Raw genomic sequence first — 20,697 nt, 5'->3', positions numbered from 1 at the left:
GCCTCGATAGCTCAGTCGGTAGAGCAGGGGATTGAAAATCCCCGTGTCGGTGGTTCGATTCCGCCTCGAGGCACCACTATTCCTCCTTAGTTCAGTCGGTAGAACGGTGGACTGTTAATCCATATGTCGCTGGTTCAAGTCCAGCAGGAGGAGCCAAATTCTTAACAGCCGCTAATGAAAATTAGCGGCTTTTTCATATCTAATTATCCTCTCTTTTCTGATTAAAAATTAACAAAATTAACACCGCACTTTATTTCTCAGTATTTGCTTTTCATCATCACCTATTTATGCGAAACTGAATCGCCAAAGAACGTGTAGCTTAGCAGGATAGAGCAGTCCCCTCCTAAGGGACAGGTCGGCGGTTCGACTCCGCCCACGTTCGCCATTTTAGGTAATAAAAAACCTTGCGTTAGTTTGCAAGGTTTTCTTTTATTGCGGCTTCACTTTGCAATAAGTGAAAACCAGCTAGACTGTGTTATTTCAAAATAAAGCAAGATAGCCATCACATTAATTGGAATAGCGATTAATCGCATTAGCGATGTCTTGATCTTGATAAATACTTTTCACGGTTTCTTGCAAGGCTTGGGTTAGCACCTTCTGGATATTTTCATTACTGGCTTTGAACGCCCCTTCTTGGGTTCTTGATGAACCAATATTTTTATTAAATTGCCCTTTTGCACCCTGTACTTGAACGCTAAGTTGTACATTTGCTGTGATTTTGTAACGCAAATTGCCCTGATCAATATCGGCATAGAATTTATTGATATTCACAATGACGTTGGTGTTGGATTGAGCCGGTGTTGCCGCAATGCGGAAACCTTTGGCATTTAAATCTTGTTTGATGACTTGATCGAAAAGCTCGGTTGGCGTTGGTTTAGCAAAGAGTTTAAATATTTTTTCATTATAAACATAGCTCGATACTTCAGGTTGTTGGCGCACATCGCGGGTTAAAATGTTTAGCACCGCCTGTTGATTTGCGGTATTGAATTGTACACTTGGGCTAGGTGGGGTAAAAGTGAGCGTGTTACTGGGCTGAGATTGGCAAGCAGATAATAGCACGGCACTTGAAAATAAGCTGATGAGAGAGAGTTTGGTAAAACGCATAGTCATTTCCTCGCTAACAAAAAAGAAAGGGTTATTCTTGCAAACTTCATTATGAATGTATAGTCTTTGCGCTGGCAAATTTATTCATAACATTTAAGCACAAATAAAACGACCTTACTTTAATGTGCGATTGATCATCAAAAGGAAACGAGAATGAATACTCAACAAATTTTAACACAAAAAATTCAGCAAAAATTTGCACCGCACTTTTTACATATCGAAAATGAAAGCCATATGCACAGTTCGGGGCGTGGTGCAGATTCGCATTTTAAAGTGGTGTTAGTGAGCGATGAATTTAATGGGGTGAGAAAGGTCGCGCGCCATCAAATGTTGTATCAGTTATTAGCAGAAGAATTGAAACAGGGTATCCACGCATTAGCCTTACATACTTATACATTAGATGAATGGCAAGCGTTGGAACAGCAGTTCCCAAAATCACCAAATTGTTTAGGTGTCGGGCAATAAACAAGCTACCTCATACGAGGTAAGATTAGCTAACAGGTTTTTGCAAAATTTGATTTTCCACAAGAACAGAGCGGTTTTTTTGCGAAAAAGCAGGAAAAACTGTTTGTCAAAGTGGAATGAAAGTTATTATTTAGTTAAAATGAACTGCTAATTTTTATCAAAATTTTAACGTATATTGCGCGTTTAGTTTTATGCGCGGTATAAAATCTAAACAGAATTTGAGTTTTAAATTTATGTGGTTGGAGTGGATATTATGACGATGTTTTTTGCATTCATCGTTGATAATTAAGCAAAAATCATTACTCAAGACGAGGTTATCGCATTGCGTTTTATCTTGCGATAGCTATATTTTTAATCTAACGAAAAGTAGTGCATACAATATGATTACGATTAAAAAAGGCTTGGATCTTCCTATTGCTGGGAAGCCAGAACAAGTAATCCATAGCGGCAATGCCGTTACTGAAGTTGCCTTGCTTGGCGAAGAGTATGTGGGAATGCGTCCTTCAATGAAGGTGCGTGAAGGTGATGTAGTGAAAAAAGGTCAGGTACTTTTTGAAGATAAAAAGAACCCCGGCGTATTATTTACTGCCCCTGCCAGCGGTACTGTAACTGCGATTAATCGCGGTGCTAAGCGTGTGTTGCAATCAGTAGTGATTCAAATCGAAGGTGATGATCAGGTTACCTTTAATAAATATTCTGCCGATGAGCTAAAAAGTTTAACTTCGGAGCAAGTTCGTCAAAACTTACAAGCCTCAGGGCTTTGGACAGCATTGCGTACCCGTCCATTTAGTAAAGTGCCAGCTATTGATGCGGTACCTTCTTCTATTTTTGTCAATGCAATGGATACAAATCCATTAGCGGCAAATCCAGAAGTGATTATTGCAGAACATCAGCAAGCTTTCTTTGATGGCTTAACGGTGTTAAGCCGTTTGTTTGACGGCAAAAAAATGATCCATCTTTGTGGTGGCGCTGATTCTAATATCTTAAATGCAGCACAAAGTCGCCAAATTGAAAATGTGCAAACTAACCGTTTTAAAGGTCCACATCCTGCAGGACTTGTTGGTACACATATTCACTTTATCGATCCTGTGGGGGCAACCAAGCAAGTTTGGCATTTAAACTATCAAGATGTGATTGCTATCGGTAAATTATTTACCACGGGTGAATTGTTTACAGATCGTGTTGTCGCATTAGCTGGTCCGCAGGTGAAAAATCCACGTTTAATTCGCACGCAACTTGGTGCTAATTTAGCCCAATTAACTGAAGGCGAATTAAAAGAAGGCGAAAACCGCATTATTTCAGGCTCTGTGTTAAGCGGTCATAAAGCGGAAGGCGCATTAGCTTACTTAGGACGCTATGCGTTACAGGTTTCTGTGCTTGTAGAAGGGCGTGAGAAAGAGTTCCTCGGTTGGATTATGCCGGGCGCAAATAAATATTCGATCACCCGTACCGTATTAGGTCATTTCGGCCATAAATTATTCAATTTTACCACCGCACTTAATGGTGGACACCGTGCAATGGTACCAATTGGCGCTTATGAACGTGTGATGCCATTAGATATTATCCCGACATTATTACTGCGTGATTTAAGTGCAGGCGATACCGATAGTGCGCAAGCATTAGGTTGCTTAGAGTTAGATGAAGAAGATTTAGCACTTTGTACATTCGTTTGTCCGGGTAAAAATGATTACGGTCCAATGCTGCGTGCGGCTTTAGATAAGATCGAGAAGGAAGGTTAAAAATGGGTTTAAAACATCTTTTAGAGAAAATGGAACCTGCTTTTTTACCGGGTGGTAAATATGAAAAATGGTATGCACTGTTTGAAGCAACGGCAACCTTTTTATATACCCCCGGTACAGTAACAGCGAAAGCTTCTCACGTCCGTGATGCGTTAGATTCAAAACGTATGATGGTATTAGTGTGGCTGGCGTTATTTCCAGCAATGTTCTACGGTATGTTTAATGTGGGGGCGCAATCTATCCTTGCATTAAACGTCGGCGATTTTGCACAAAACTTAGCACAAAATGTGGCGAATGACTGGCATTTTGCCTTAGCAAACGCATTAGGTTTAGTGTCGCCTGATGCAGGTGTACTTGCTAAAATGGCATTAGGGGCGATTTTCTTCCTACCAATTTATTTAACCGTATTCCTTGTGGGCGGTTTCTGGGAAGTGTTATTCGCCATGGTGCGTAAACACGAAATCAACGAAGGTTTCTTCGTAACCTCTATTTTATTAGCCCTTATCGTTCCGCCAACATTGCCATTATGGCAAGCGGCACTAGCGACCACTTTCGGTGTTGTTGTGGCGAAAGAGGTGTTTGGTGGTGTAGGTAAAAACTTTATGAACCCAGCATTAGCAGGGCGTGCGTTTTTATTCTTTGCTTATCCAGCACAAATCTCAGGGGATTCCGTATGGATCGCCGCTGATGGTTTCTCTGGTGCAACCGCACTTTCACAATGGGCAACCGGCGGTCAAGGAGCATTAAAACAAGTTACCACCGGTCAGCCAATTCAATGGATGGACGCTTTCTTAGGGAATATCCCGGGTTCAATCGGTGAAGTTTCGACCCTTGCATTATTAATTGGGGCTGCGGTGATTGTATTCGCCCGTATTGCTTCGTGGCGTATTATCGCGGGTGTGATGATCGGTATGATTGCCACTTCTACCCTATTCAATGTGATTGGTTCAGAGACAAACCCATTATTCTCAATGCCTTGGCATTGGCATTTAGTGTTAGGTGGTTTTGCGTTAGGTATGTTATTTATGGCAACAGACCCTGTATCCGCCTCATTTACAAATAAAGGGAAATGGTGGTATGGCGCATTAATTGGTGCAATGGCAGTGATTATTCGAGTGGTAAACCCTGCTTATCCAGAAGGAATGATGTTAGCCATCTTATTAGCTAACTTATTTGCCCCAATTTTTGACTATCTGGTTGTTCAAGCAAATATCAAACGTCGGAGAGCGCGCAATGGCTAAGTTTAATAAAGATAGTGTTGGCGGAACAATCCTTGTTGTTGTTCTAGTCAGCTTAGTTTGCTCAATTATCGTAGCAAGTGCGGCAGTAGGTTTAAAACCGACGCAAAATGAGCAAAAATTATTAGATAAACAGAAAAACATTCTCAGTGTGGCAGGGTTACTCCCAGCGAAAGCAAAAGGGGCGGAAATAAAAGCACTTTATGCGGAAAACATTGAGCCTAAAATTGTTGATCTTGCAACAGGTGATTATGTTAATAACATCACGAATTTTGATGCGCGTGTTGCGGTGAAAAATCCAGCTGAAAGTGTCGCAATTAAACCAGAAGATGATAAAGCTGGTATTAAAGTGCGGGCAAAATACGCTGAGGTTTATTTGGTAAAAGATGCACAAGGCAAAACTTCACAAATTGTCTTACCAATTTATGGTACGGGATTATGGTCTGTGATGTATGGTTTTGTGTCTGTTGCACCGGATGCAAATACCATTAAAGGGATTACTTATTATGAGCAAGGTGAAACGGCTGGTTTAGGGGGCGAAATTGCTAATCCAAACTGGCAAAAATACTTTGTAGGTAAAAAACTCTTTAATGAACAAAATCAAGTTGCGATTAAAATTGGTAAAGGGGCTTCAGCAGATAAAGAACACGGTATTGATGGTTTATCTGGTGCAACCTTAACAACGAAAGGGGTACAAGGTTCTTTCGATTACTGGTTTGATCGTAATGGCTTTGGTCCATATTTAGATAAACTTAGAGCGGAGGCTAACTAATGGCTAATGCAAATATGAAAAAATTATTGTTATCTCCGATTGTGAGCAATAACCCAATTGCATTGCAAATCTTGGGTATTTGTTCTGCTTTAGCGGTAACAACAAAATTAGAAACCGCGGTGGTAATGGCTATCGCAGTAAGTTTGGTTACGGCATTTTCAAGTTTCTTCATTTCTTGTATCCGTAATTATATTCCAAACAGTATCCGTATTATCGTGCAAATGGCAATTATTGCATCATTAGTAACCCTTGTGGATCAAGTGTTGCAAGCCTATGCTTATGAGTTATCTAAACAGCTTTCCGTATTCGTTGGTTTGATTATCACAAACTGTATCGTAATGGGACGTGCAGAAGCATTCGCAATGAAAGAACCCCCATTAGCGAGTTTTGTTGATGGCTTAGGTAACGGTATTGGTTACGGGACTATTTTGATTATTGTTGCGTTTTTGCGTGAATTAATTGGTTCAGGTAAAATCTTTGGTATGACTGTTTTCCAAACCATCCAAGACGGCGGTTGGTACCAAGCAAACGGGCTTTTCCTTTTAGCACCAAGTGCGTTCTTTATTATCGGCTTCTTAATTTGGGGCTTAAGAACGTGGAAACCAGAACAAGTGGAGAAATAAGCAATGGAACATTATTTAAGTCTCTTTGTTAAGTCCATTTTTATTGAAAATATGGCACTTTCTTTCTTCCTTGGTATGTGTACATTCCTTGCTGTTTCAAAGAAAGTTTCAACCGCGTTTGGTTTAGGGATTGCGGTAATCGTGGTATTGGGGATTGCTGTGCCTGCCAACCAAATTGTTTACACTCACATCTTAAAAGATGGCGCGTTAGTGGAAGGGGTGGATTTAAGTTTCTTACGCTTTATTACCTTTATTGGGGTGATTGCTGCGTTGGTTCAAATCCTCGAAATGGTTTTAGACAAATTTTTCCCCGCACTTTATAACGCATTAGGGATTTTCTTACCGTTAATTACCGTAAACTGTGCGATTTTCGGTGGCGTCTCCTTTATGGTTCAACGTGAATATAATTTTGCGGAATCCGTGGTTTATGGAGTTGGTGCGGGTACAGGTTGGATGCTTGCTATCGTTGCACTTGCTGGTTTAACTGAAAAAATGAAATATGCTGATATCCCAGCAGGTTTACGTGGTTTAGGGATTACCTTTATCACGGTAGGTCTAATGGCGCTTGGCTTTATGTCATTTTCAGGTATTCAGTTATAAGAAGGGGATACTAAATGGAAATTATTTTAGGTATTGCAATGTTCACGATTGTGGTTTTAGCTTTAGCAGCAATTATCTTGTTTGCTAAATCTAAGCTAGTAAACTCGGGGGACATTACTATTGAAATTAATCACGATCCAAATAAAGCCATTCATTTACCAGCAGGTGGAAAATTATTAGGCGCATTAGCCAGTAAAGGGATTTTCGTGTCTTCTGCTTGTGGGGGCGGTGGCTCTTGTGGTCAGTGTGTGGTGAAAGTTACAGAAGGTGGCGGAGATATTCTACCTACTGAACTTTCCCATATCTCAAAACGTGAAGCAAAAGAAGGTTATCGCCTTGCTTGTCAGGTTAATGTCAAAACCAATATGCAAATTGAGTTACCTGAAGAAGTCTTTGGCGTGAAAAAATGGGAATGTACCGTTATTTCTAACGATAATAAAGCGACCTTCATTAAAGAGTTAAAATTACAAATTCCTGAAGGGGAAGAAGTCCCATTCCGTGCGGGGGGGTATATCCAAATTGAAGCTGAACCGCATACGGTATATTACAAAGACTTCGATATTCCAAAAGAATACCACGAAGACTGGGATAAATATGACCTATGGCGTTATGTTTCAAAAGTGGATGAGCCTATTGTACGTGCTTATTCAATGGCTTCATATCCAGAAGAAAAAGGCATTATTATGCTGAATGTGCGTATTGCAACGCCACCACCACGCAATCCAGATGCACCACCGGGACAAATGTCATCTTACATTTGGTCATTAAAACCGGGTGATAAAGTCACTATCTCTGGTCCGTTTGGTGAATTCTTTGCCAAAGAAACCGATGCTGAAATGGTCTTTATCGGTGGTGGGGCTGGTATGGCGCCAATGCGTTCACATATCTTTGACCAATTAAAACGTTTGAAATCTAAACGTAAAATGTCTTTCTGGTATGGGGCGCGTTCTAAACGTGAAATGTTCTATGTGGAAGATTTCGATACCTTACAAGCAGAAAATGACAATTTCCAATGGCACGTGGCACTTTCTGATCCATTGCCTGAAGATAATTGGGATGGTTACACCGGCTTTATCCACAATGTGCTTTATGAAAACTATCTAAAAAATCACGAAGCGCCAGAAGATTGTGAATACTATATGTGTGGACCACCAGTGATGAATGCTGCCGTAATCAAAATGCTTAAAGATCTTGGCGTTGAAGATGAAAACATCTTACTAGATGATTTTGGCGGTTGATAACACTGCTTCACGACAAAAAAGAGCGGTCAGATTTCTGACCGCTTTAACCATTTTTAGCCAAACCAAAATGAGTGATTGCCTAATGCGAAGAAAATTAAAATCCGTTTATGCTTGGAGTATGGGAATACTTTTGGCTTGCTGCTTAACCGCCTGCCAAAAAGAGCCTGAAATTGTGACCTTAAGTGGAAAAACAATGGGAACAACCTACCATATCAAATACATCACTGAGGAAGGCTCACAATCGGTTGCCGATACACACGAGGGGATTGAACATATTTTAAAAGACGTTAATGATAAAATGTCCACTTATATTCCGACTTCTGAATTAAGTCGCTTTAATCAAAATCGTCAAGTTAATACGCCCATTGAAATTTCAGCCGATCTTGCCAAAGTGATAGGTGAAGCCATTCGCTTAAATAAGGTTACACAAGGTGCATTAGATGTTACCGTAGGCCCCTTGGTGAATTTATGGGGATTTGGCCCCGAAAAACGCGTGGAAAAAGCACCGAGCCAGCAACAACTTGATGAACGCCGTGCGTGGGTTGGCATTGAAAAATTAAAACTCAGTGAAAGTGCGGGTAAATTTTACTTAGAAAAAACTGTGCCAGAACTTTATGTGGATTTATCTTCGATTGCCAAAGGCTTTGGTGTGGATCAAGTGGCGGATTACCTAGAAAGTTTAGGCATTGGCAACTATATGGTAGAAATTGGTGGCGAAATTCGTGCTAAAGGAAATAATAGCGAAAACAAACCTTGGCAAATTGCCATTGAAAAGCCTACCTTTGACGGTTCCAGAAGTGTTGAGCAAGTTGTTGGGCTACATAATTTAGCAATGGCAACCTCAGGTGATTATCGCATTTACTTTGAAGAAAATGGCGTGCGTTATTCGCACGAAATTGATCCACAAACTGGGCGACCAATCCAACATCATTTAGCCTCGATTACCGTATTAGCGCCGTCATCAATGACCGCAGACGGGCTTTCAACAGGGCTATTTGTGCTGGGTGAAGCGAAAGCACTGGATATTGCAGAGCAGCAAAAACTTGCCGTTTATTTAATTATCAAAACGGAAAAAGGATTTGAGGTAAAAATATCTTCTGCATTTAAACAACTCATCAACCAATAAGGGGGAAATATGGAACTCTTTTTTATTACTTTCGGCTTTTTCGTCCTCGTTATTTTTGCTATGTCTATTGGCTATATTATTAAACGTAAATCCATTGCAGGAAGCTGCGGGGGGATCTCCGCGTTGGGGTTAAAAAAAGTCTGCGATTGTGATGAGCCTTGCGATAACTTAAAAGCAAAAGTAGAGAAAGGTGAAGTGGACGCATCAGAATTAGAGCGTTTCAACAAAAGCGAAAATAACTTTTACGAAGTCAAATAATGCCCCAATGGGGAAACGAAAGTGCGGTAAAAAAATTAAGCAAAATTATGATGAAATCAAAAACTTACGAACAATATTTTCCAGCACTCAGTGAAGAACAACGTGCAGAAAACAGTAAAATAAAAGTGATTTGTGGTATGTCTGGCGGGGTAGATTCCTCTGTTTCCGCATTTATTCTTCAACAACAAGGCTACCAAGTGGAAGGCTTGTTTATGAAAAATTGGGAAGAAGATGATGATACGGATTATTGCACCGCAGCAGCGGATTTGGCAGACGCACAAGCGGTTTGCGATAAGCTCGGGATCAAATTACATAAAATCAATTTTGCCGCAGAATATTGGGATAATGTTTTTGAACATTTTTTAGCGGAATATAAAGCAGGCCGCACACCTAACCCTGATATTTTGTGCAACAAAGAAATCAAGTTTAAAGCCTTTTTGGAATATGCGGCAGAAGATTTAGGAGCAGATTATATCGCCACAGGGCATTATGTGCGTCGTCGAGATCACAATGGCAAAGCGCAATTGTTGCGTGGTTTAGATACGAATAAAGATCAAAGTTACTTTCTTTACACCTTGAGTGAACGCCAAGTGGGGCAAAGCCTTTTCCCTGTTGGCGAGCTTGAAAAGCCCGTGGTGCGGGCCATTGCAGAAGATTTAGGCTTGGTTACCGCCAAGAAAAAAGATTCGACTGGCATTTGTTTTATCGGCGAGCGTAAATTTAAAGATTTTCTAGCCCGTTTCTTGCCTGCTCAACCGGGTGATATTAAGACAACGGAAGGCGAGATTATTGGGCGTCATCAAGGCTTAATGTATCATACCTTAGGGCAACGCAAAGGCTTAGGCATTGGTGGGGTGAAAGGTAAAGCAGAAAATGCGTGGTATGTGGTCGAAAAAGATCTCACAAATAACGTGTTAGTGGTGGCTCAGGGGTTAGATAATTCCGCGTTGCTATCCAGTGGCTTAATTGCACAACAGCTACATTGGGTAGATCGCCAGCCGATTCGTGAACCCCTGCGTTGCACTGTGAAAACACGCTATCGTCAAACGGATATTCCTTGTCAAATTATCCCAATTAATGATGATAGCATCGAAGTACGTTTTGATGAACCGCAAATTGCGGTTACACCGGGGCAATCAGCAGTGTTTTATCAAGGTGAAATTTGCCTTGGTGGTGGAATTATTGAACAATCCATAAAATAAAAACGTCGCGAAATTCCACCGCACTTTGTTTCTTGTCTCAATAAAGTGCGGAGAAGTTCTCGGTTTTCTCGCTATTTAATGAAGAAACGGCTATGTGGCACAGAATTTACACCAGCATAATGTATCTTGTTCAACCGCTTATTTGGTTATTTATTTTATTACGTAGCTTCAAAGCGCCGGCTTATCGTCAGCGAATTTTGGAGCGTTATGCTATTTATTCTGCCTCACAAACCCCACCGAAACCGAATGGTGTGTTAATTCACGCGGCATCGGTGGGCGAAGTCATTGCAGCCACGCCATTAGTGAAAGCGATTCAACGTACTTACCCTGATTTAGCCATTACCCTAACCACCGTAACGCCAACGGGATCTGAACGCGTCAAAGCGGCCTTTGGTGAGCAAGTCAGTCATTTTTATTTGCCTTATGATTTACCCGGTGCGATCAAACGCTTTATTGGTTTTATTCAGCCAAAAGCTTGCATTGTGATCGAAACCGAAATTTGGCCGAATTTAATTTATCAACTAGATAAACAGCATATTCCTTTTATTATTGCCAATGCTCGTTTATCTGCCCGATCAGCAAAACGCTATGGCTGGTTGGAAAGCTATATCCAAGCGATCTTAAGTAAAATCAGCTTGATTGCACCGCAAGATAACATCAGCGGTCAGCGTTATCTCAAACTGGGCTATAATCCACAAAAGCTCAAACTCACTGGCAATATCAAATATGATCTCGTATTAAGTGAGAGCTTACTTACAGAAACAGAAAAGCTCAAAATCCAGTGGAAACAACAACGCCCTATATGGGTAGCGGCGAGTACCCACGAAGGTGAAGAAAGCCTGATTTTGGAAAGTCATCGTTTATTATTACAAGCCTTTCCTAATTTATTGCTGATTCTCGTGCCGCGCCACCCTGAACGCTTTAATCAGGTGGCGGAACAAATTGAAAAGCAGCATTTCACCTTTGTTCGCCGTAGTGAAAATCGCGTGCCACAACCTGATACCCAAGTGGTGTTAGGCGACACGATGGGTGAGCTAATGTTAATGTATGCATTGGCTGATGTTGCCTTTGTGGGGGGCAGTTTAGTGAAACGGGGAGGGCATAATCCACTTGAACCGTTAGCCTTTCAAATCCCCGTGGTGAGTGGCAAATATACCTTCAATTTCCCAGAAGTTTACCGCAAGTTAATGGAAGTTCAGGGCTTTGTTGAAGTGAATAATAATGCTGCCGCAATTGCAAGAGCGGTGGAAATTTTGCTTAATTCCCCCACCTTACGTGAACGCACCGGCAAAGCAGGCTATACGGTATTATTAGAAAATCGTGGCGCCTTGCAACGCCTATTAGATTTATTACAGCCTTATTTAAGCGAGGAAAGACAATGACAACTGTGATTTATCCCGGCACTTTTGACCCTATCACAAATGGGCATTTAGATATTATTGAGCGAAGTGCGGTGCTTTTTTCAAACGTTTTTGTTGCCATTGCTGCCAGCCCGAGTAAAAAGCCTCTGTTTGATTTAGATAGCCGAGTAAAAATTGCACAGCAAGCCGTGGCGCACTTGCCAAATGTAGAGGTTTTTGGCTTTGCTGATTTACTTGCCAATGTCGTGAAAGAAAAACACATTCACGCCATTATCCGTGGTGTACGAACCACCACTGATTTTGAATACGAACTGCAACTTGCCAGCCTAAACCGTTTATTGACAAAAAATGAAAATGGACAAGGCGTAGAAAGTTTATTCTTCCCTCCAAGTGAAAAATGGGCATTTGTGTCTTCTACAATGGTGCGAGAAATTCATCTACACGGTGGCGATGTGAGTGAGCTTGTACCGCAAGCCGTGTTGCAAGCAATGAAAGATCCTATTGAAAAATAACAGGATATAAAAATGGGGCGAACTTCCGCCCCACGTTTTACCTATGCCTTATTTTGCCCATACGCCTCAAAGCAAACTCACCTTAAAGGTGCAATCCCATTGGGTTTCATTCAAACGATAAGCCTCTTTGAGCGATGACCCACAAGAGTTTGAGCCAATGCCACTCATTTTATAATCCACACACAGCACACAGTAAGGGCTTTCTTGTAAATCGTAATGATGTTTTTTACTTGCCAATTCTTCTTGGCTATAAGGGGAAAGGTTAAAGCTGAATGGTTGCTGGGCAGTGATGTACAAACCACCTTCAGCACGGGTTAATTTAATAAAAGAACAATGATAATGGCTACCATTTTCCTGTGGTTTTAAATAATCCACGTGATTTTCCTGTGGGGTTGTTTGATAAAGCCCAAGCTGAGTGGCGTGGTGTTTATCAATATAGCTTTCGCCGTTGCCATAGCCAAAATAGCGTGCTTGCCATTGTCGTTTGGCTAAATAAAAGCGTAACCCAAAACGGGGTAGAAAAGGCAAGTGCGGTGCTTTTTTCGCGTGAATTTTGATCTCAAACTGTGTGTGATTAAACAAATGATATTCAACCTTAAGATCTAAAATTTTACTTTGCGATACGGCGAGCAAAGCACAATGCGTTTTCACCACAACCCGATCTTTTCGCATTTCCACTTGCATCGTATAGGCGCGACTGTAAGCGTGATGATAACCCGCTGAAACCCAATGTGCTTTGATAAGACTGTCGTTATCCAATGGCGCGCGCCAAATATTAAACGCCAGCGGACGCTGAATAATAGGGCATTGCCCATAAAGCCATTGCGAGAGAATGCCTTTTTGTTTATCAAAAATATAATTTGTCTTGCCAAAGGTAATGTGAATTTCGTGCGAACGGTATTGAATATGGGCTTTTTCTGCTAAGCGCGGGGGATAAAAACTGGGTAGCCGTTTATCGCCAAAGAGGCAGAGTTGATCAACGCCGAGTAAGTGATTTTTTTCCACTAAAGGTGAGGCGTGTTTTTGTCGATATGTTAAATTCAACAGCCATAAACTGCCATTATTTGGCGGTAAGGTGAAAGGTAAAAGTGCGGTGCATTTTGGTGGAATTTTTGGGGTGGCAATGTTTCCTTGTTGCACGAGAACCCCGTTTTCTAGCAGTTGATAGTGAATGCTCACCATATCTTCTGCGTGGGTAAAATCAAAATAATTGGTGAGTTCAATTTGCCCATTGTGATAGTTTGCACGTAATGGACGTTGTACGTTTTTCAGTTCAAGTAGATTACTTTGAATACGGCGATCCGCACGCACTAAACCGTCTGCACAGAAATTGTTGTCATTAGGGAAATCACCAAAATCACCGCCATACCCCATTTTTTTTGACTGCGGTAAATAAGGGCTGTGATCGCACCATTCCCACACAAACCCACCACAAGCCCCCGCGTGTTGCTGTATTGCTTGGAAATAATCTTCCGCATCACCACAAGAATTCCCCATTGCGTGCAGATATTCACAGAGTAAATAAGGTTTTGGGGCAGTTTGTGTTGCAAAGTAGGCGGCCATATCCTCTGTGCTGCGGTACATTTCACTGTGTAAATCTAACTGCGTCGTATCATTTTGGTGAGCGGAATGTTGAAAAATGGCATTCTCATAATGTACTAAACGGCTTGGATCAACGGTTTTTACCCACTGTGCTGCCGCCTCAAAATTTTCTCCATAACCACTTTCATTACCTAGCGACCAAATCAGCACACTAGGACGATTTTTATCGCGCTGCACATTGGCTTGTACGCGATCTAAAATCGCTTGTTTGAAATCAGGGCTGCGTGCCATATAGCAATAATTATCAATGATTTGCTGACGAGTCGTTGCGTCATCAGAGGCGGTTTCTACGCCAAGTAAAATGCTTTTTTCAGGGTTTGGCACATAGACCGCATTGGTGCCGTGGCTTTCAATATCGGCTTCCGCGATCAAATAAAAGCCGTAGCGATCGCACAATTCCGCAAACCAAGGTGCATTAGGATAATGGGCGGTGCGAATGGCGTTAAAATTGTGTTGCTTCATTAGACGCAGATCTGCCATTGCTTGCTGTTCACTAATCGTATAACCGCTCTGAGGATCACTATCGTGCCGATTTACGCCTTTAAATTTTATTGGCTGTTGGTTAAGCAATAAAATCCCCTTTTTCACTTCAATTTGCCGAAATCCTATTTTTTGGCAAATCACTTCTTCACCATAGCAGATGAATAAATCGTAACACTGTGGATTTTCTGCACTCCATAATTGAATGTTTTCTACGCAAAATTGAGGCTGTTCTGTGCGGAGAAGTGGTTTTCCTTGTGGATCAAAAAGGTGATAGGTAATTGTTGAGGGGTTTTCAGGTTGGCGGAAAAAAATCGCCAAATTTACCACCACACTTTTTAAATCCGCAGAAAGCGTCGTTTTAATGAAAAAATCCTGCACATAATTTTGCTCGCGTTCCAATATATACACATCACGAAAAATACCCGACATTCTAAATTTATCTTGATCTTCCAAATAGCTGCCATCACACCACTTTAAAACCACCGCGGTAAGGTGGTTTTCTCCTTCGCATAAATAATCCGTGAGATCAAATTCAGCTGTGCAGTGGCTGACTTGGCTATATCCAATAAACGTTTGATTTACATATAAAAAGAAACAACTATCTACCCCTTCAAAATTGATTAAGTAGCGTTTATTGGCTTTAGCTTGCAAATAAAAAGTGCGGTGATAAAGCCCACAAGGATTTTCCTGTGGAACATAAGGCGGATCAAAAGGAAACGGGTAATTCACATTGGTGTAATGGTGTTGATCATATCCCTGAGTTTGCCAAGTGGAAGGCACAGGAATGCGTTGTTGAAAGGGAAAATCGAGGAAATTCTCGGGCAAATCCCAATAACTTTTAAAATAATGAAAATCCCAATTTCCATTGAGAGGAATGAAATAGTGAGAAAATTCTCGCGAGTTTTGCACCGCACTTTGGATATTATGGTGTGGAATAAAATAAGCGTGATGAGCCGTGGTGTTTAGATGCAACACCTTTGGGTCTTGAAAATAATTCGGTAAAAACATAAAGCCGCCTATATAGTAAAAAACCATTGATCATCACTACACAATCATAAAGCCTACAATAAAAAGCGGTTGATTGAATACTGCCTCAATAGTATTACTCTGGTGTTTAAGCTACCAGTTGTCTTGATTGGCTAGGAGCATTTGTCGGTAATCTTGTGAAGATATTATGCGACTATTGTAGTGTATTTAATTGGGTTTGACTATATGAGCATTGATCTAAGACAGCCCTTAAAAGGCGACCTCAGTGCTTCAAAAGATTTCCGAACTCTAAATGAGATCTCACCGTATTGTAGAAATTGATAAGTCTATAAATAAGTTATCAATAATGTCTTAGAGATAATCTCTGTGAATTATTTATTTTGTTTTTCAGTAAAGATATTAATATTCACAATCTGTGAAGGTGGGATTTATTGTAATACTTGTCTTAGTGTTTGAATTTTTATTAAGTATTCATCTCTATTTTGGCTCAATACTTTATGCTATACCATAATTTACCCATTTAAATACTTTATAAATATAGTGGTATTAGGGTTTTATACAATTAAAGTTAAAATGCATAGGTTGAAAAGATGCTTAGCAAAATCAAATTAAATAATGATTACTGGTCTATTCTGTTAAAGTTAGAGGTCAGTTTGCTGATGATTGGCGAAAAATGGCGTGTGCTTATCCTACGTGAATTAATGGACGGCACCAAACGGTTTGGCGAATTAGCACGCGGTGTCGGCGGTATTTCGCAAAAAGTGCTCACCGCCCATCTGCGCGCGATAGAGGAGGGCGGTTTGGTTACACGAACGGTTTATGCGGAAGTACCGCCGAGAGTGGAATATGCTTTAACTGAATTGGGGCTAAGTCTCTCACCGATTCTTGATGCGCTGGCAGAATGGGGGGAGTCATATCGTGAACAGATTGAAAGTGCGGGCAAAAAATCTTAGAAAATTAAATGACCACTGCCATTTTCTATTAAAATATATTGGTTTTTTGCTATACTTTTTAACATATTAATCTAATGAGGAAAAACAATGGCACATATTGCAACTTTGAATTACACAGGCGATTTACACAATGACATCGTGCATTTGCAAAGCGGTGATAAGATTTCAACCGATGCACCCGTTGATAATAACGGCAAAGGTGAAGCGTTTTCACCGACCGATTTGCTGGCATCTTCTCTGGCTGCGTGTGCGATGACGATTATGGGGATTAAAGCACGTGATATGGGCGTTGATTTACGTGGCAGCCGTATTGAAGTTGAAAAAGAAATGGCAGCCAATCCACGCCGTGTGGCGAGAGTAAGCCTAGATATTTATCTGGATAAAGCGTTAGATGAAAAAAGCCGCCGTATTTTGGAAGCGGCAGCCCACGCTTGCCCAGTCGCCAAAAGTCTGAGTGCTGATTTACTGCAAGAATTTCGCTTTCATTATGAGTGAGGTTTTCAGGCTGCCTGAAAACTTTTAACCCAAATGGAAAATATCCAGATGTTTCATTTATCCCCACTCACCCCTCATCAAAGCCAGTATATTGCATGGCTGCTTAGCAAACAGACTGCATCCAGCAGCGTTGAGGATTTTGCGGCGACTTTGGTTGATGCACAGGTTGATTTGAACCCGCATCAAGTGGATGCTGCACTTTTTGCCTGTAAAAACCCTCTATCGCAAGGCGTGATATTGGCAGATGAGGTCGGTTTGGGCAAAACCATTGAAGCAGGCTTGGTGATTTTGCAGCGTTGGGCGGAGCGTAAACGCCGTATTCTGATTATCACGCCTGCCAATTTACGCAAGCAGTGGCATCAAGAATTGCAGGAAAAATTTGGTTTAACTTGCGAAATTTTGGAAAGCAAAAACTACCATGTGTTTAAAAAGCAAGGTGAAAATCCGTTTGACCGCCCTGTGCCGATTATCTGTTCCTATCAATTTGCCAAGGCAAAAGCGGCTGATATTAAGAAAATCCCTTGGGATTTGGCGGTGCTTGATGAAGCCCATCGCCTGCGTAATGTCTATAAAAAAAGCAATATTATTGGCAATACGCTAAAAGATGCCCTAAGCCATGTCCGTTCCAAAGTTTTGCTGACCGCCACACCGCTGCAAAATGATTTGCGTGAACTGTATGGCTTGGTCAGCATGATTGATGAACGGGTTTTTGGCGGCTTGGAGAGTTTTCGCAGTCAATTTGGCAGCAAAACCAGCGAGCAAAATCTTTTTCAGTTACAAAGGCGGCTTAGACCGATTTGCCAGCGTACTTTACGCCGTCAGGTGCAGGCATATGTTGCCTATACCAAGCGGCACCCCATTGTTCAGGCGTTTACCCCATCAGATGCCGAAAAAGAACTGGCAGAGTTGGTTCGGGAATATTTACGCCGTGAAGATTCGCAGGCTTTGCAGGCAGGGCAGCGGCATTTGATTGCGATGGTGCTGTGGAAGCTTTTGGCATCAAGCAGCCGTGCAATTGCAGGTGCATTAGGCACCATGCTCAAACGCCTGCAAAAAGAATGGGCAGAAGAGACGGATGCGATTGAACAGCTCAATGCAGATTTTGAGGGCTTGGAGGATACCGCTGAAGAATGGACGGAAGACGAGGCGGACAAGCTGGCTTTATCGGAAGCCGAAACCCTTGCCCTTGCCGATGAAATTGAAGAATTAAAGCGTTTTAAGGCATTGGCGGAAAGCATTGATAAAGATGCCAAAAGCGAGGCATTGCTTGCGGCATTAGAAAAAGCCTTTGATCAATTGCGTGAAAAGAATGCCCCACAAAAAGCCATTATTTTTACCGAATCCAAACGCACCCAAGACTATCTTTTGCAGTGTTTGGCGGACACGCCCTATGCAGGCGAAAATGGCGAAGGCATTGTTTTATTTAACGGCACAAACAGCGATAGAAACGCCCAAAAAATTTACAAAGACTGGCTCAAACGCCATGCAGGCAGCGACACCATCACAGGTTCCAAAACCGCCGATACCCGTGCCGCGCTGGTTGAACACTTTAAAGAAAAAGCAAGCATCATGATTGCCACCGAAGCAGGCAGCGAGGGCATCAACCTGCAATTTTGTTCGCTGATTATCAATTACGACTTGCCGTGGAATCCCCAGCGGATTGAACAGCGAATCGGACGCTGCCACCGCTATGGACAGAAGCACGATGTGGTTGTGGTGAATTTTTTAGACCAAAGCAATGAAGCCGATGCCCGAGTTTATGAATTCTTAGAGAAAAAATTTCAGCTATTTGACGGCGTATTTGGTGCCAGCGATGAAGTGTTGGGGGCGATTGGTTCGGGCGTGGATATAGAAAAACGCATTGCCGATATTTACCGCCGCTGCCGCAAAAGCGAAGAAATTCAGGCAGCCTTTGATATCTTGCAGCAAGAGCTTTCGGGTGAAATTGACGAAGCCATGATGCAAACCCGCCAAATCCTGCTAGAGCATTTTGATGAAAGCGTCAGCCAAAGACTGCGGGTGTATGAAGAAGAGGGCAGAGCTGTCCGCACCGCCCATGAACGCCTGCTATTGCAATTTACCCAAAGCGAGCTTGGAGAAAATGCCAGTTTTGATGCGTATGGTTTTACCCTGCACAAGCTGCCTGGAAACCTAGCTGCCGAGCAAAAAGACATTCCGATAGGGCGGTATCGCCTGCCAAGCCAGCAAGGAGAGGCACATCTTTACCGCCTACAACACCCCCTTGCCCAAAGCCTGCTTGAACAAGCCAAAAACCGCCGCTGTCCAGAGGCGAAGCTGATTTTTGATTACCAAGCCTATGGCAGCAAAATCAGCACCCTAGAACCCTACATTGGCAAAAGCGGTACCTTGACTGCAAGCCTGATAACCATCACCGCCCTTGAGAGAAGTGAGCAGCACGTTATCATCAGTGCCTGCACAGATGCAGGCGAGATTTTGATTGATGATGACCCTGAAAAACTGTTGCGGCTGCCTGCCACCCATACCCAGCCACATAACGCAAAGCAAGTCAAATCAGCATTAGCGGCAGATAGGCATGCACGCCTTAAAGACTTACTTGAGAAAACAGCAGCACGCAATCTCGTTTACTTTGATCAAGAGATAGAAAAATTAGACAGCTGGACAGATGGCCTGAAAGACGGTCTGGAGCAAGAGATTAAAGCAACCGATAAAGCGATTAAAGAAATCAAGCGTGAAAGTGCCGCCGCTCAAACCGCACAGGAAAAATTAAGCTGGCAGAAAAAGCAGCGTGAGCTAGAGCGAAAACGTACCAAACAGCGGCGGGAGCTTTTTGATCAGCAAGATGAGATTGAGGCGATGAAAGATGAACTGATTGAAGGACTAGAGGCGAGTTTAGACCAAAAGATAGAAGAAAAAACGTTGTTTGTGATTGAATGGGAAGTGGTGTGATGACTGATAAGTTAAATCTAAGTGAAGTAAAGGTTGAAAAAGTTATTGTCCATAAGGTTGGCAATAAGTTTAGGGATGAGGGGTTGATACTATCAAGTGCTGAATCTGAACATGATTCTTCTGTGGATAGTTTACTGATTCAACACTTTTTATTGCCTATCATAGATAGTGAAAATGAATATTTATTGACACATGAATCTGATATTAATTTAAATCCTATAAAGCATTATTCATCATTAGTTTTTAAAGATGAAAAAGAATTTCTTACATCATCGTTAGCGATAGCAAAACATTTATATATATCTTCTGATCACCCTAATATTGGTGGAGGAGAATTTATTGAAGTTCTATATAGTGGAATCAAAGTGGATGACTTAAAGATTCAAGCAATTGGGTTATTTAGAATTGAATCCAAAAGTAGTTATTTGGATGTAAAAAAACAAAATGACGTTATCGATATTGTAGAAAAAAAAGGCATATCTATTGATTCTATTCAAAAAGGAGCAGTTGTTTTATCATCTGAAGATACAGTATTTATTATAGATAGCGTTGGTAAAAAGACAAAATATTGGGTAGAAAACTTTATTAAAGCTGTACCTAAAAATACCGTAAAAAAATATACTCAGATTTTATCTTCTCTTACCAAGGCTGTATCAAAGAAAATACACTTACCGCAAGATTTTTTAGATTTTTCTGATGCCTTGTCCAAAGAGGATAATTTATCAGTTAATCAGTTAAAAAGGATATCTACAGCATTTGTTGAAAATGAGGATTTTGATAATATTGTTAGTAGTTTGGGTATAAAAAATAGTATGGAGATTGATATGGATTTTGTTGTTGAAATGCAAGATTTTTCTAAAAAAATTAATAAGACTCTATCTAAAACAAGGATATCAAAAGGTGTGGATATCGTAATTTCAGAGTCTAATTTGAAAATTTTATCCATTGATTCACAGATTACTGATTTTGGATTAAGATCAATAATTGATATTCAAAGAGGAGGATAAG

General features: G+C 41.3%; 18 protein-coding genes and 3 tRNA genes. 19 read left to right on the top strand and 2 right to left on the bottom strand.

Translation table 11 applies throughout. The features are described 5' to 3' along the window. The 3 genes from L4F92_RS00910 (at position 1) to L4F92_RS00900 (ending at position 385) form a co-directional block, all read left to right on the top strand. Positions 1 to 76 (top strand) — tRNA-Phe (locus L4F92_RS00910). A gap of 4 nt (positions 77 to 80) precedes the next feature. Next, a tRNA-Asn gene (locus L4F92_RS00905) sits at positions 81 to 156 on the top strand. Positions 157 to 308: 152 nt separating this feature from the next. Next, positions 309 to 385 (top strand) — tRNA-Arg (locus L4F92_RS00900). Positions 386 to 507: 122 nt separating this feature from the next. On the opposite strand, the gene L4F92_RS00895 is transcribed toward L4F92_RS00900, so the two are convergent. After that, the gene (locus L4F92_RS00895; protein WP_442778764.1) at positions 508 to 1,110 is read right to left on the bottom strand and encodes a YajG family lipoprotein; all 603 of its coding nucleotides are present in this window, start codon (positions 1,108 to 1,110) and stop codon (positions 508 to 510) included. 147 nt (positions 1,111 to 1,257) lie between these two features. Here L4F92_RS00895 and L4F92_RS00890 point away from each other — a divergent pair, with 147 nt between their 5' ends. The 12 genes from L4F92_RS00890 (at position 1,258) to coaD (ending at position 12,241) form a co-directional block, all read left to right on the top strand. Further along, complete coding sequence (locus L4F92_RS00890; RefSeq protein ID WP_250363874.1) at positions 1,258 to 1,569, top strand: BolA family protein; 312 nt, start codon at positions 1,258 to 1,260, stop codon at positions 1,567 to 1,569. Positions 1,570 to 1,949: 380 nt separating this feature from the next. After that, positions 1,950 to 3,308 (top strand): Na(+)-translocating NADH-quinone reductase subunit A, encoded by a 1,359-nt coding sequence (locus L4F92_RS00885; RefSeq protein ID WP_250363873.1) that lies wholly within the window; start codon positions 1,950 to 1,952, stop codon positions 3,306 to 3,308. Positions 3,309 to 3,310: 2 nt separating this feature from the next. Further along, positions 3,311 to 4,549, top strand: coding sequence for an NADH:ubiquinone reductase (Na(+)-transporting) subunit B (locus L4F92_RS00880; protein ID WP_250363872.1), 1,239 nt, complete (start codon positions 3,311 to 3,313; stop codon positions 4,547 to 4,549). After that, positions 4,542 to 5,318, top strand: a complete 777-nt coding sequence (locus L4F92_RS00875) for a Na(+)-translocating NADH-quinone reductase subunit C (protein ID WP_250351350.1) — start codon at positions 4,542 to 4,544, stop codon at positions 5,316 to 5,318. Before L4F92_RS00880 ends, L4F92_RS00875 begins: the two co-directional genes overlap by 8 nt. Further along, positions 5,318 to 5,941 carry an NADH:ubiquinone reductase (Na(+)-transporting) subunit D gene (locus L4F92_RS00870; protein ID WP_250351351.1) on the top strand — a complete coding sequence of 208 codons (624 nt, stop codon included), beginning with the start codon at positions 5,318 to 5,320 and terminating at the stop codon, positions 5,939 to 5,941. The genes L4F92_RS00875 and L4F92_RS00870 overlap by 1 nt, the downstream gene beginning before the upstream one ends. A gap of 3 nt (positions 5,942 to 5,944) precedes the next feature. Further along, a complete protein-coding gene (nqrE, locus tag L4F92_RS00865) occupies positions 5,945 to 6,541 on the top strand; it encodes an NADH:ubiquinone reductase (Na(+)-transporting) subunit E (RefSeq protein ID WP_250363871.1) in 597 nt (198 codons plus the stop codon). Positions 6,542 to 6,555: 14 nt separating this feature from the next. Continuing rightward, the gene (gene nqrF / locus L4F92_RS00860) at positions 6,556 to 7,779 is read left to right on the top strand and encodes an NADH:ubiquinone reductase (Na(+)-transporting) subunit F (RefSeq protein WP_250351353.1); all 1,224 of its coding nucleotides are present in this window, start codon (positions 6,556 to 6,558) and stop codon (positions 7,777 to 7,779) included. 121 nt (positions 7,780 to 7,900) lie between these two features. Further along, entirely contained in the window at positions 7,901 to 8,908 is a 1,008-nt protein-coding gene (locus tag L4F92_RS00855; RefSeq protein WP_250364522.1) for an FAD:protein FMN transferase, read from the top strand. A gap of 9 nt (positions 8,909 to 8,917) precedes the next feature. Next, on the top strand, positions 8,918 to 9,166 hold the full coding sequence (gene nqrM / locus L4F92_RS00850) for a (Na+)-NQR maturation NqrM (protein ID WP_250351355.1): 249 nt from the start codon (positions 8,918 to 8,920) through the stop codon (positions 9,164 to 9,166). Between the two features lie 50 nt (positions 9,167 to 9,216). Next, complete coding sequence (gene mnmA, locus L4F92_RS00845) at positions 9,217 to 10,368, top strand: tRNA 2-thiouridine(34) synthase MnmA (RefSeq protein WP_250364521.1); 1,152 nt, start codon at positions 9,217 to 9,219, stop codon at positions 10,366 to 10,368. Between the two features lie 92 nt (positions 10,369 to 10,460). Then, positions 10,461 to 11,750, top strand: a complete 1,290-nt coding sequence (gene waaA, locus L4F92_RS00840; RefSeq protein WP_250363870.1) for a lipid IV(A) 3-deoxy-D-manno-octulosonic acid transferase — start codon at positions 10,461 to 10,463, stop codon at positions 11,748 to 11,750. Continuing rightward, positions 11,747 to 12,241, top strand: coding sequence for a pantetheine-phosphate adenylyltransferase (gene coaD, locus L4F92_RS00835; protein ID WP_250363869.1), 495 nt, complete (start codon positions 11,747 to 11,749; stop codon positions 12,239 to 12,241). Before waaA ends, coaD begins: the two co-directional genes overlap by 4 nt. A 66-nt stretch (positions 12,242 to 12,307) precedes the next feature. Here coaD and L4F92_RS00830 read toward each other — a convergent pair whose 3' ends face one another. Beyond that, entirely contained in the window at positions 12,308 to 15,334 is a 3,027-nt protein-coding gene (locus tag L4F92_RS00830) for a glycoside hydrolase family 2 TIM barrel-domain containing protein (RefSeq protein WP_250363868.1), read from the bottom strand. A 569-nt stretch (positions 15,335 to 15,903) separates the two neighbouring features. On the opposite strand from L4F92_RS00830, the gene L4F92_RS00825 reads away from it, so the two are divergent. From L4F92_RS00825 to L4F92_RS00810, 4 genes are all read left to right on the top strand, one after another. After that, positions 15,904 to 16,266 (top strand): winged helix-turn-helix transcriptional regulator, encoded by a 363-nt coding sequence (locus L4F92_RS00825; protein ID WP_250363867.1) that lies wholly within the window; start codon positions 15,904 to 15,906, stop codon positions 16,264 to 16,266. Between the two features lie 87 nt (positions 16,267 to 16,353). Next, the gene (locus tag L4F92_RS00820) at positions 16,354 to 16,761 is read left to right on the top strand and encodes an OsmC family protein (RefSeq protein ID WP_250363866.1); all 408 of its coding nucleotides are present in this window, start codon (positions 16,354 to 16,356) and stop codon (positions 16,759 to 16,761) included. A gap of 33 nt (positions 16,762 to 16,794) precedes the next feature. After that, on the top strand, positions 16,795 to 19,689 hold the full coding sequence (locus L4F92_RS00815; protein ID WP_250363865.1) for an SNF2-related protein: 2,895 nt from the start codon (positions 16,795 to 16,797) through the stop codon (positions 19,687 to 19,689). Beyond that, positions 19,689 to 20,696, top strand: coding sequence for a nucleoid-associated protein (locus tag L4F92_RS00810; RefSeq protein WP_250363864.1), 1,008 nt, complete (start codon positions 19,689 to 19,691; stop codon positions 20,694 to 20,696). Before L4F92_RS00815 ends, L4F92_RS00810 begins: the two co-directional genes overlap by 1 nt. Position 20,697 lies beyond the last annotated feature (1 nt).

The sequence above is a fragment of the Avibacterium sp. 21-595 genome, from assembly GCF_023611905.1.
Lineage (GTDB): Bacteria > Pseudomonadota > Gammaproteobacteria > Enterobacterales > Pasteurellaceae > Avibacterium.
Note: the sequence above shows the minus strand (reverse complement) of the source record. Positions and strands in the feature narration are given on the sequence as shown.

Bases quoted from the DNA above. Each gene is read 5' to 3' on its own strand.
- L4F92_RS00885 (WP_250363873.1), top strand. From the start codon at position 1,950: ATGATTACGATTAAAAAAGGCTTGGATCTTCCTATTGCTGGGAAGCCA.
- L4F92_RS00830 (WP_250363868.1), bottom strand. From the start codon at position 15,334: ATGTTTTTACCGAATTATTTTCAAGACCCAAAGGTGTTGCATCTAAAC.
- L4F92_RS00875 (WP_250351350.1), top strand. From the start codon at position 4,542: ATGGCTAAGTTTAATAAAGATAGTGTTGGCGGAACAATCCTTGTTGTT.
- L4F92_RS00825 (WP_250363867.1), top strand. From the start codon at position 15,904: ATGCTTAGCAAAATCAAATTAAATAATGATTACTGGTCTATTCTGTTA.
- L4F92_RS00880 (WP_250363872.1), top strand. From the start codon at position 3,311: ATGGGTTTAAAACATCTTTTAGAGAAAATGGAACCTGCTTTTTTACCG.
- L4F92_RS00815 (WP_250363865.1), top strand. From the start codon at position 16,795: ATGGAAAATATCCAGATGTTTCATTTATCCCCACTCACCCCTCATCAA.
- L4F92_RS00895 (WP_442778764.1), bottom strand. From the start codon at position 1,110: ATGACTATGCGTTTTACCAAACTCTCTCTCATCAGCTTATTTTCAAGT.
- L4F92_RS00870 (WP_250351351.1), top strand. From the start codon at position 5,318: ATGGCTAATGCAAATATGAAAAAATTATTGTTATCTCCGATTGTGAGC.
- nqrE (WP_250363871.1), top strand. From the start codon at position 5,945: ATGGAACATTATTTAAGTCTCTTTGTTAAGTCCATTTTTATTGAAAAT.
- L4F92_RS00855 (WP_250364522.1), top strand. From the start codon at position 7,901: ATGGGAATACTTTTGGCTTGCTGCTTAACCGCCTGCCAAAAAGAGCCT.
- nqrM (WP_250351355.1), top strand. From the start codon at position 8,918: ATGGAACTCTTTTTTATTACTTTCGGCTTTTTCGTCCTCGTTATTTTT.
- L4F92_RS00890 (WP_250363874.1), top strand. From the start codon at position 1,258: ATGAATACTCAACAAATTTTAACACAAAAAATTCAGCAAAAATTTGCA.
- waaA (WP_250363870.1), top strand. From the start codon at position 10,461: ATGTGGCACAGAATTTACACCAGCATAATGTATCTTGTTCAACCGCTT.
- nqrF (WP_250351353.1), top strand. From the start codon at position 6,556: ATGGAAATTATTTTAGGTATTGCAATGTTCACGATTGTGGTTTTAGCT.
- mnmA (WP_250364521.1), top strand. From the start codon at position 9,217: ATGAAATCAAAAACTTACGAACAATATTTTCCAGCACTCAGTGAAGAA.
- coaD (WP_250363869.1), top strand. From the start codon at position 11,747: ATGACAACTGTGATTTATCCCGGCACTTTTGACCCTATCACAAATGGG.
- L4F92_RS00820 (WP_250363866.1), top strand. From the start codon at position 16,354: ATGGCACATATTGCAACTTTGAATTACACAGGCGATTTACACAATGAC.
- L4F92_RS00810 (WP_250363864.1), top strand. From the start codon at position 19,689: ATGACTGATAAGTTAAATCTAAGTGAAGTAAAGGTTGAAAAAGTTATT.